This window comes from Hymenobacter defluvii, from assembly GCF_017589435.1.
In the GTDB taxonomy this organism is placed as follows: Bacteria; Bacteroidota; Bacteroidia; order Cytophagales; family Hymenobacteraceae; genus Hymenobacter; species Hymenobacter profundi.
This window is the reverse complement of the sequence record NZ_JAGETX010000009.1, coordinates 145,750-156,225: the sequence shown is the minus strand read 5'-3', so window position 1 is coordinate 156,225 and position 10,476 is coordinate 145,750. Positions and strand designations below refer to the sequence as shown.

At 55.3% G+C, this 10,476-nt stretch carries 14 protein-coding genes; 10 read left to right on the top strand and 4 right to left on the bottom strand.

Annotation, left to right across the window (positions count from 1 at the left end):
- From J4D97_RS16050 to J4D97_RS16005, 10 genes are all read left to right on the top strand, one after another.
- Positions 1-2,207 (top strand): TraG family conjugative transposon ATPase (locus J4D97_RS16050; RefSeq protein ID WP_208308436.1); only part of this gene is annotated, 2,207 nt, incomplete at its 5' end.
- A 27-nt stretch (positions 2,208-2,234) separates the two neighbouring features.
- The gene (locus tag J4D97_RS16045; RefSeq protein WP_208308435.1) at positions 2,235-2,813 is read left to right on the top strand and encodes a hypothetical protein; all 579 of its coding nucleotides are present in this window, start codon (positions 2,235-2,237) and stop codon (positions 2,811-2,813) included.
- 35 nt (positions 2,814-2,848) lie between these two features.
- Positions 2,849-3,496, top strand: coding sequence for a hypothetical protein (locus tag J4D97_RS16040; RefSeq protein WP_208308434.1), 648 nt, complete (start codon positions 2,849-2,851; stop codon positions 3,494-3,496).
- Entirely contained in the window at positions 3,496-4,146 is a 651-nt protein-coding gene (locus J4D97_RS16035) for a hypothetical protein (RefSeq protein WP_208308433.1), read from the top strand. Before J4D97_RS16040 ends, J4D97_RS16035 begins: the two co-directional genes overlap by 1 nt.
- A 7-nt stretch (positions 4,147-4,153) precedes the next feature.
- Positions 4,154-5,233, top strand: a complete 1,080-nt coding sequence (traJ, locus tag J4D97_RS16030; RefSeq protein ID WP_208308432.1) for a conjugative transposon protein TraJ — start codon at positions 4,154-4,156, stop codon at positions 5,231-5,233.
- Positions 5,234-5,254: 21 nt separating this feature from the next.
- Positions 5,255-5,875 (top strand): conjugative transposon protein TraK, encoded by a 621-nt coding sequence (gene traK / locus J4D97_RS16025; RefSeq protein ID WP_208308431.1) that lies wholly within the window; start codon positions 5,255-5,257, stop codon positions 5,873-5,875.
- 97 nt (positions 5,876-5,972) lie between these two features.
- Positions 5,973-7,352, top strand: coding sequence for a conjugative transposon protein TraM (gene traM / locus J4D97_RS16020; RefSeq protein WP_208308430.1), 1,380 nt, complete (start codon positions 5,973-5,975; stop codon positions 7,350-7,352).
- Positions 7,352-8,302, top strand: coding sequence for a conjugative transposon protein TraN (traN, locus tag J4D97_RS16015; protein WP_208308429.1), 951 nt, complete (start codon positions 7,352-7,354; stop codon positions 8,300-8,302). The genes traM and traN overlap by 1 nt, the downstream gene beginning before the upstream one ends.
- A gap of 11 nt (positions 8,303-8,313) precedes the next feature.
- Positions 8,314-8,574, top strand: a complete 261-nt coding sequence (locus tag J4D97_RS16010; protein ID WP_208308428.1) for a hypothetical protein — start codon at positions 8,314-8,316, stop codon at positions 8,572-8,574.
- Between the two features lie 164 nt (positions 8,575-8,738).
- The gene (locus J4D97_RS16005) at positions 8,739-9,017 is read left to right on the top strand and encodes a hypothetical protein (RefSeq protein WP_208308427.1); all 279 of its coding nucleotides are present in this window, start codon (positions 8,739-8,741) and stop codon (positions 9,015-9,017) included.
- A gap of 38 nt (positions 9,018-9,055) precedes the next feature.
- On the opposite strand, the gene J4D97_RS16000 is transcribed toward J4D97_RS16005, so the two are convergent.
- From J4D97_RS16000 to J4D97_RS15985, 4 genes are read right to left on the bottom strand one after another with little or no spacing between them, the layout of a single operon-like run.
- Positions 9,056-9,484, bottom strand: coding sequence for a hypothetical protein (locus J4D97_RS16000; protein ID WP_208308426.1), 429 nt, complete (start codon positions 9,482-9,484; stop codon positions 9,056-9,058).
- 22 nt (positions 9,485-9,506) lie between these two features.
- Complete coding sequence (locus J4D97_RS15995) at positions 9,507-9,755, bottom strand: hypothetical protein (protein WP_208308425.1); 249 nt, start codon at positions 9,753-9,755, stop codon at positions 9,507-9,509.
- Positions 9,748-10,083 (bottom strand): hypothetical protein, encoded by a 336-nt coding sequence (locus tag J4D97_RS15990; protein ID WP_208308424.1) that lies wholly within the window; start codon positions 10,081-10,083, stop codon positions 9,748-9,750. Before J4D97_RS15990 ends, J4D97_RS15995 begins: the two co-directional genes overlap by 8 nt.
- 39 nt (positions 10,084-10,122) lie before the next feature.
- The gene (locus tag J4D97_RS15985) at positions 10,123-10,476 is read right to left on the bottom strand and encodes a hypothetical protein (protein WP_208308423.1); all 354 of its coding nucleotides are present in this window, start codon (positions 10,474-10,476) and stop codon (positions 10,123-10,125) included.

The window sequence follows — 10,476 nt, the reverse complement described above, 5'->3', positions numbered from 1 at the left end:
CCAAAACGCCTAGTGACCGTTCCAGTTGGTCTAGTCTGGCCGGCCTGCTGACTCGCTCAAAGATTGTTCCCAAAGACTCGCTGGACGAGAAGGCCATGCAGACGTTTTTCGATGCCGTAGGCCAGTTCATTAAGATTCTGCAAGATTCCGGCGTTGGCTTTACTCAGCTGCTCGATGATGATCTGGCTGGCAATGAAGATCAGCTCGGGGTAATTGAAAAGTACCTCGCTCTGGATCAGCGCGACACGGCCCCCATGGTAGACCTGGACTTCCGCCCCGGTGCTGCGAGCCTCAAAGTAGGCAGCAAGCTATGCCAGTGCTATGCCATCTCCAACCTAGATGATCTGCCCAACACAGTGCAGACCAATGACCGCTACGACAGATACAGTACGGAAATCGCGCCGTTTCCTCTGGGCTTTGCAGCTCATGTGGGCCTGCTGTTGCCGGTGAACCATATCTACAATCAGTACATCTTCATCGACGACTCCAGCAAAACAATCCGGGGGTTTGAGAAGAAGCGCGACAACATGCAGTCGATGGCTCAGTACAGCCGCCAGAACGAAATCAACAAACAGTTTCTGGATGCTCACCTTAATGATGCTGCCTCTCTGAATGCGGTAACGATTCGGGCGCACTGTAATCTGCTGGTGTGGACGGAAAATGAACGGGAGCTGGCTGCCCTGCGCAACCTTACCAGTACGGCCATTACCAAGATGAACTGTCGGCCGCGGGAAACGACGGTCGATATCGGAGCCTTGTTCTGGGCCGGTATTCCGGGTAATGCCGGGGACTTCCCCAGCGAGGAAACCTTCTTCACGTTCATGCCGCAAGCCGTGTGCTTCCTGGCCATGGAAACCAACTACCGCGACACCGTAACGGCGGATAGCAATTCGGGCATGATGCTTTCGGATCGCATCAGTGGCCGCCCGGTTGCCGTGGACCTGTCCGACGCGCCCATGAAAAAGGGCCTGATCACGAACCGGAATAAGTTCGTGCTCGGTCCCTCTGGCTCGGGTAAGTCGTTCTTCACAAATGCCATGGTGCGTTCCTACTACGACGCCGGCACCCACGTCGTCATTGTCGATATTGGCAATAGCTACAAGGGGTTGTGTGAGATGGTGAAGGGCGTGTATTTCACCTACGAGGAACATAAGCCGATTCAGTTCAATCCGTTCTGGGTGAAAGGTGGTCGGCCTAGTGTCGAGAAGAAGGAGAGCCTGATTACGCTGCTCCAGACGCTGTGGAAAAAGGATGATGAGGTATCTACCCGGTCCGAGTACGTGTCGCTGTCAACGGCCGTGAGCATGTACTATGATAAGCTCAATCAGAAAGACTCGACCATCGCGCCGAAGTTCAACACCTTCTACGAGTTCTGTCAGAGCGACTTTGCCGCTTATCTGAAAAGCAAGAATGTTCGCAATGAGGATTTCGACTTACAGAATTTCCTCTACGTGCTCAGCAGCTTCTATCAGGGGGGCAGCTTTGATTACCTGCTCAACTCGGAGAAAGACTTGGATCTGATCGACCGGCCGTTTATCGTCTTTGAGCTGGACAACATCAAGGATAACCCGATTCTGTTCCCGGTGGTGACGCTCATCATCATGGAGACTTTCATTACCAAGATGCGGGCGCTGAAAGGGGTGCGCAAAATGATCTTGATCGAGGAAGCCTGGAAAGCCATTGCCAAGGAAGGTACCGCCGAATTCATCAAGTACCTCTTCAAAACGGTGCGCAAGTTCTACGGGGAAGCTATTGTCGTCACCCAGGAAGTAGACGACATTCTGAGTAGCCCGATTGTAAAGGATGCTATTCTGAACTCGTCGGACTGCAAGATTTTGCTGGACCAGGCCAAGTTTGTGAAGCGCTTCGACGGCATTGAAAAGATGCTCGGCCTCACCGACAAAATGAAGGCCCAGATCCTGAGCATCAACAAGAACAACGACCCCACGCGCAAATACAAAGAGGTCTTTATCTCGCTCGGGGATGAATCCAAAGTGTATGCCACGGAAGTAAGCTTGGAAGAATACTGCGCTTACACGACGGAAGAGCTGGAAAAGAAGCGGCTCAATGAATTCTATGAGCTGACCGGCGACATGGACCAAGCCATACTGCTGCTGGCCGACGAAATGCGGACCCGTACCCGCAAGTCCGATGAGGATGTGCTGGCCTACGCGAAGGCTAATAAAGGCAAGCAGGTTTACGCCTAATCAACTACCTCGATAGAGGCTACTCCCATGACCAAGATAACGTTCTCTCATCTCTCACTGGTCGCGCTGCTGCCGGCTTGTCAAGATGCTGCGGTTACCAAGCAGACTCAGGAAATCGAAACGCGGGTAGTAGCTTCTATCACCCGTGCCCTGGCCGATTCGGTCGATCAGCCGACTACTACTTACGTGGTAACGACGCTGCATACTTGGTATCAAAGCAAGGTACCGAATACAATCAAGCTGAACCCGAAGACGGAAGGCATCTATACGACGCACGCGGCTATTCTGAAGGAAGCCGCCCGCCAATCCGCCCGGTTTGCCCAGCATCCCGGCCTGAGCCCGGAAAGAAAAACCAGTATCGCGGCGGGCTACCAGAAGCTGGTAGACGCCAGTACCGCCAACATCACGGAGCTAACGAACCTGGCCACCTCGGGTTCGTCCATGAGCGAGGCGGAACAGCTTCAGTACGTGTCTACCCTGGCCGATAAAGAAACTCGTCAGTTGGCCCTAGTCAAGTACTACGGTCAGCGCACCAGCTCGCAACTGGCCCGAGTCGAGCAAGCTCGTCGGGACGAAGAACTCAAACACAAAGCCTGGGGCTACTAACCATTCACTTCTCTTAACCACACTCTATCATGAAAATGAAAAAGTCTTTCCTGGTTATGGCCACTGTCCTTGGGTGGGCCTCAACCCGTCCCGCCCATGCCCAGGCTATTGTATCGGCCCCTATTCTGGAAACCGAAAACTTCATTCAAACCGGTCTTCAGGCAGGCTTAAAAGCCCTCAATGCGAAGGCGAACGTGCTGGCTGACGCCGGGGTAGTGGAGCAGGTACTGACGAAAGTAGCCTCCGCGAAAAACCTGGCCTTAGCCAAAGAGTGGTACGATGGGCTCTTGCAGGTGAGCAACGCGGTGAAAAACTATCGGCGGGTACAGCACATTTTCGAGCGCCAGACGGCTATCATCTCCCTGTACTCGGATTATATCCAGCGCTTCCGGCAAGATCCCCACCTGACGCCGGCCCAGGTCACCGCCATGGTAAAAGGCTACACCACCCTCATTGGCGAATCAACCGATTACCTGGATGATCTGACGGCCATCGTTTCCCCGCTGAAGGGAAAAATGACGGACGCCGAACGCATGGAACTGATTGATGCCCTCGATGACAAAGTAACCCATCAATACGAGCTGGTATCCTACTTCACCCGGCGCAATATCGCCCTCTCGCTGCGGGAAAGCTCCACGACGCGCGAATTGGATACGCTCAAAAAACTTTACGGCCTTAGATAATGAAGAAGCATCTCTCAATGCTCGGAGTAGTAGCAGGGTTGCTATTAGCCGCTCCCGCCGCCTATGCCCAGGCTGTTGTATGGGTTCCTATTGCTGAATCCCAGGCCAAAGCCCAAGTTGGTCACCAAGGGTTCCTCACCACGTTGAAGGCCATCGGCAATACCATTCAGGACGCGGGTAACGATGCTCAGGCAATCACGGCGACGGTTACGAAAGTAACCTCGGAAATGCACGATGAATGGTATTCGGGCTTGCTGAAAGTGGGGGGCATTGTCCGGGATTACAAGCGGGTAAGAAGCATGTGGGACTATCAGCAGCGCATTCTCACCCTCTACAGCCAGAACATTACGACGCTCCGGCAACACCCCGGCTTAACGCCGCGCCAAGTACAGGCCATGGTCAAAGGCTATACTACCCTGCTGACCGAGAACGTGAACATGCTGGATGATCTCTCCAGTATCCTCACGCCCCAGATGGCCAAGCTCGATGATGCGGACCGCATGAAGATGATCAACAAGCTGGCCGGGCGCATCGAGCATCAGTACCAGCTCGTGAGCTACTTCACCCGCCGCAACTACGCCATTGCTCAGGCTCAGGAGGGACAGAACATTGAGCAACGATTACTCACCTCGCTTTACGGTCCCAAATAATACCGCTATGCTACTGGCACTTCTATTACAAGTAAGCACTACGTACGCCTCCCTGCAAAAGCTGCTGGATTCGCTCTATACGGAAATGTTGCCGCTGGTTTCCGATATGATGCTGTTCGGCCGGGCACTGGCCGGCCTGGGGGCACTGATCTATATCTCCAGCCGGGTCTATGGGCACATGGCCCGCGCCGAATCCATTGATTTCCTGCCTTTGTTACGCCCGATTGGAATTGGAATGGCCATTGCCTTTTTTCCGGGAGTGCTGGCCATTTTCAATGGCGTGCTCGGGGGACTAACCAACTTCACCGACGCAATGGTGAATCAGCAGAACGCGCAGATTGTGGTGCTGATGGCGCAGAAACAAACCGCCATGAATGCGCGCCCGGAGAATGCAGCCTTCGTGTCGGATGAAGCCTTTGAACGCGAGTTGGAGGGCAAAAGCGTACTCGACTTCGGCAAGGATGGCGCCGCCGCCCTCTACCTCGATAAGTTCAGCTACGATGTAAAGAGCAGCTTCCGCAACTGGATTAAGAATGTGTTGGAGTTGTCGCACTACGCCGCCTCGCTGGTCCTGAATACGATCCGCACCTTCTTTCTCATCATCCTCTCCATTATTGGCCCCTTATCCTTTGGGTTTGCGGTCTGGCCGGGCTTTGAAGGGACGCTTAACAACTGGATTGCGCGCTATGTCAACGTGTTTCTGTGGCTACCCGTGGCCAACATCTTCGGCGCTATGATCGGCAAAATTCAGATCATGATGCTTCAGCTGGACATTAGCCAGATACAGTCGGGGGGCAGCATCGAGCAGGCGGATATGGGCTACCTGATTTTCCTCATCATTGCCATTGCCGGCTACTTCACGGTACCGAGTGTCGCTGGGTGGATTGTGGCCTCTAGCGGGATGAGTGGTGCCATTAAGACGGTACAGCAAGTGGGTAGCACGGGGGCTAGCCTGGCCGGAGCTGCCACGGGTAACGTCGCCGGCCGCGCAGCCAGTATGGGAGCCGCTATGGCCGCGGGCTCCGCTCCACCGCCGCCTAGCCTCGGCGCGGCTACTAACTCTGCCTACAAGAACACGGCTGTTTAATCCTAATTGACTTACTGAGCTATGGCTTTCCGATCCCTAAAAAATATTGACTCCGCGTTTCATCAGGTAAAAACAATCGCCCTGCTGTTCATGGTGCTTTGTCTGTCCGTTGCCGGGTACGCCCTCTACGTTTCGCACCAGACGGCCCAAGCGGCACAAGGCAAGGTGTATTTGCTCGATCAAGGCAACCTGCTGCTGGCCGTTTCACATAACGTGAAAGAAAACCGGCCGGTAGAAGCGCAAGATCACGTCAAGCGCTTCCACGAGTTTTTCTTCACGCTGGACCCGGACTCGAAGGCTATCGAGTACAATATCAAGCAAGCCTTAGCCCTGGCCGATCAATCCGCAAAGGAAGCGTACGATAACCTGAAAGAGTCGAACTACTATAATCAGTTGATTCAAGCCAACATCAGCCAAAATATTATAGTGGACAGCGTAGCAATTGACGGGTCCAAATACCCCTATTTGGCTAAGTGTTACGCCCATCAGCAAGTAATACGCACCTCGTCCATCACCTACCGGACCCTGCTTTCTGAGTGTTCGTTGCGTGACGTGTCCCGGTCTACTTCCAACCCGCACGGGTTTATCATCGAGCGCTGGCGGGTAGTGAGCAACCCCGATGTTCGGACCGAACGCCGCTAAGCTGCTACTGCCGGGCGGGCATCCTACCCCTACTGCTCTGGGGTAGGGTGTCCCGGCCCTGGTTCCTTCAATTGCTTTCTTCTTTCCCTTATCTGTTATGAGCACTCCTAACCCGCCTGTGAAGCACTCGGTTGACTTCATCAATAAGCGCAAGATGCTGACGTTTATCCCGGTTCTCGGTGCCCCGTTTCTCACGGCCATGTTCTGGCTCGGCGGGGGAGGAACTGCTGTTGCTCCCGTAGCAGCCGCCACCGGCACCACGGACGCCGGTATCAATATGTCGTTACCCGCCGCGCAGCCGGCGCCTTTATTTGATTCCAAGGCCGACGCCTATAGAGCGCCCATCGACACCTCTAAAAACCGGGGCCTAGCCTTTAGTACCGTGGGGGCTATGTCGGATGCGGAGTCGGAAGATACGCCCAGCTCGCCCACCGCCACCGGCCTCAATTATGGGGTGAACGCCGGAGAAACCAAGCTCGGGTTCGATGCGCAAAACGCGGACCCGAACGTGGTAGCCGTGCAGTCGCGCTTACAGCGCCTCCAGCAGACGCAGAATGGTACGGGCTTGCCTGCTAGCTACGGCCCGCCTCCGGGTGCCTACGGGGCTCCTGCCGGGGCCTACGGGGCTTCGGCCGGGGCGTATGGCGCGGGTGGGGGCTACGGCTCCCCGGCTGCGGCCTACGGGGGCGGGGGCTATAGTGGTGGGGGCTATGCGGCCAGCCCGCCAAGGTCGGCCCGCGACCAAGAGTTAGAGTTGGCTATGAAAGATCTGGATCGGTTAAAGGCCGAGTATGAGAAACGCATTGCTGACGCGAGCAAGCCCGCCGCGCCCGCTGCCCCGGTTGCTGCGGCCCCGGAAGCAACAACGGCCGTCGCTGGTAAAGCCGGTGGGGCTACCGTCGTTTCATCCGCGCCAACCTCCGTTATCACCACCTTGGCTGCTCCGAAAGGAAAGGTCGTGGCCTTGGCCACTCCGGCGCAACACAGCAACAGTTTTCATAGCCTGGGCACTTCGGATGCCAGTGCTGATGTAAACGCGGTCCCCGCCACGGTGCATAGTGATCAAACCGTAACGGCGGGCTCAACGGTAAAACTGCGCTTACTCCAGGATGTGGCTATTGAAGGGCGGCTAATTCCCCGCAACAGCTTTATCTACGGCCTCTGTACCGTTTCGGGCCAGCGCCTGGGTATTGAGATTAGCTCGGTACAGTACCAGAACAGCATTATCCCGGTCAAACTCTCGGCGTTCGATCTGGACGGGGGCGAAGGACTCTACATTCCCGGCTCCCTCAACCGGGATGCCGCCAAGCAAGGAGTAAGCCAGGGGGTTACCAGTGCCGATATGCTCACCATGTCCCCCAACGCGGGGGCGCAAGTTGCCGGCGTGGCCATGCAGACCGGCAAAGCCTTGCTGGGCAATCAAGTGAAGTTGATTAAGGTCAATCTGAAAGCGAACTATAAAATTTTGCTGAAGTAATGAATTTTCGCACCACTCTCGCCCTTGTCGCCCTGCTGGGCCTCCCTGCGCTCACGTTCGCGCAAACTTATCCTCCAGTTGCAACCCTACCGCTTCAGGGCCAAACCGTCGTTCCGTCGTATCACCTGGGCGTGGGCTACCAGAAAACAACGCATCTGGTCTTTCCTTTTCCCGTGGCCTACGTGGACTTAGGCAGTGCCGACATTATTGCCGATAAGGCTCAGAACGCGGAAAACATCGTTAAGGTGAAAGCCAACGTGATTGGGTTTGCCCAAACCAACATGACGGTCCTTACCACCGATGGCAAGCTCTATTCCTTCCTGGTCGATTTCGAGAAAGACCCGAGGGTTATCAACGTCAATTTTACGGGGATAGCGCCTTCGCTCAACAACCCGGCTGCCGGTAGCCTGAACAAGAATATGGTTCAGTTTACCAATGTGGACCTTACGGAAAACCAGCTCATGAGCTATTCCGCCGCCATTCTGGAAAAGAAACGGATGGTACGGGGCCACGACGAGAAAAAGGATAACATCACCCTGGGCCTGCGCGGAATGTACACTAAGGATGATGCGTTCTTTTTTCAGCTGTACTTGTTTAACAGCTCCAATATCAGCTACGACATAGATTTCATCAAATTCACCGTGCGGGACAAGAAGCTGATGAAGCGCACGGCGGTTCAGGAATCGCAGATCTCGCCAATCTACGTCTACAATGGGGAGCGCGGTACTATCCCTGGCGCCGCTATGATTGAAAAGGTGTTTGCCTTCCACAAATTCACTATCCCGGAAGATAAGGTACTGGTGGTGGAAATGTTCGAGCGAGGCGGCGGACGTCAACTCTCGCTGAAGCTCAGTAACAAGGATATACTGCAAGCCCGCCGTCTGAAGGATGTAGGGCCGAAAACGCAAGTGACTCAGGTAAGCCCGGCGCAACCCCTCTCGTCCAATTAACCGCCGTCACAATGCGCAAGTCTTGTTACTTTCTCTTGGGTTGGCTTGTCATCGGCATGGAGTGTAGTACCTCATCGGGCATTACGGAGCACCGCGCTCCCGACTACCGAGCCAGTCAGGTTCATAGCCAGGTGACGCCCCGGATACCACCGCATCAACAGCGCCACATGGAATGGGTACAAGAGCAGCTGCGGCAAGGCAAAACGCTCACGCCGCGAGACAACTCCCTTGTCCGCAAGTACCTGCCGGACCACTGGCCAACTACCCGGTAACGGTGCAACATTAGAAGTAGTAGCCCCCAACAAAAAGCCCGCCTCTGTTGCCAGGGGCGGGCTTTTGCATGAATAAAGACGAAAGGGAAAAGAAAGGCGAAGCGGCTACTACTTTTACGCCAGCAAACGGTAAATCGTCCGAATATCCCCTTTTAGGTTGAACAATGAGTCACGCTGCAACTACAGCCCTGCGACCTTGTACAGTCGTCGCGGGCTTTTATGACGATGGGGCAACTTTCATTGCCCACGTCCAAGCCACTAGTGCAGATCATGCGGCCCAACTAGCGCAAATCAAGGTGCACGGGGACAAGATGCAAGCGGGCGACATTTTGGATTCCGAATTAGAACCTTTGGAGCCGGGCGAGGTACCGGATATCCTGTATATGATTGCCATTTTTGAAGGGCATCATACTAACCTCTACGTGGGGCCTGCTCAGGATTAGCCGACGCATTATCCTACCTGAGTAGGGTAGGGGAGGGGCTAGCGGCCCTGCGCTTTCGAGCGGGCTGCTTTCGGCGTGGCCTTGGCCTTCTGCGCGACCTGGTAGTGCCCGCGCCGTTCTATCTCCAGTAACTGGTAGACGTGGTAGCCCAGGCCCCCATAATAGAGCAGAAAGCAAATGATGAAGAGGGCCGCGTTGCCGCCCTGAAACTTGGTAATGGACTGCTGCACGGCGCCCACCCAGGCCACTACCAGCAGCAGCGTCCACAAGGGCACCATAACTACCGGTGTCAGGGGCAACAACAGGACCTTGTAGATCAGGATAGGGGCCGCAATCAGGTAGAAGACGTAGAGCGTAAGTTTTACCTGCGGCTTCAGCCGGTCCCGCGTGAAAAGATAGTAGACGAGCATAGCGACGCCGGAGGTCAGCAAAACGATCAGGACGGTTAAGATGAAAAGGGTATCCATTTTGTAAGTAGAAAAGTGGGGCTTACCCGTTCTTGAATAGACCGCTCAGGTCGAGGGTTTCCGGGGTGAACTGCACGCGCTGCCACCACCACGGGGACGGCAACCGCAAGTAGATTTCGCGGCTGGGCTTATCCGGGTCTTTGGCTACCAGGTAGGTTGCCGCTATTTTCTCGGCCTCGTAGATGCGCTTCGGAAAGAACGTGAACCAGTGGCCATGCACGTCCTTGGCCGGCATGCTCTGGGTAACCACGAAAAAGCGAGTCTCACTCATGACCAAAGGGCTTCGTGATGCGGCCCTGCTCGTCGCGGGGTAAGCGGGTCAGCAGATCATACCCGACACCGGGCGCGTACGCCTCGAACGCCGCTTGCAGCTGCCGGCATTCCAGGAAGTGCGCGGCATCGAGGAAACCGGCGCCCCAGAAGCCTTGCTGTAAAGCAAAGTCGAGCAGCTGCATCAGGGGTTTACTCCAGTCGGTCGCCAGCCCTCCGGGGCGTGCCAACGCATCCTGCCAGAATTGCACCATTACGGCGAAATTCTCCACCTGCACGCGCTTTAGCTCCAATTCAAATACTTGGTCGTAAGTTTTGTCAGAGGCCATTGGAAGCAAGGAATTGAGGTAATTAGGCGGGTCTCTTGGTTAGGGCTGTAGGTCCGTGTAGCGCCACCCTTGAAACCCGGTCATGGGCTGCTGGGGAACTGGCCGCCATACTGCGAGCTTCACCTTGTTGCCAAGAAACTCCTGGGCAACGGTCTGATCGGTGCCGTAACGGTACACCGGGTCGTCTGAATACTCCAGTATCGTGAAATAACCCCGGACAAAGCCACTGTGCACCATAAAACAAAGTGCCCCTGGCCCGCTTTCTTTCGGGAAATACCGGCAACTGAAGGTCCAGAAATCTTCCTCACTGTCGCAGCCCTGGAAGATCTTCTCTACGTCGGCCCACTGCTTCAGGCCGCCGCGCTGCGGAACGGTGGTCAGGATATTTTTCAT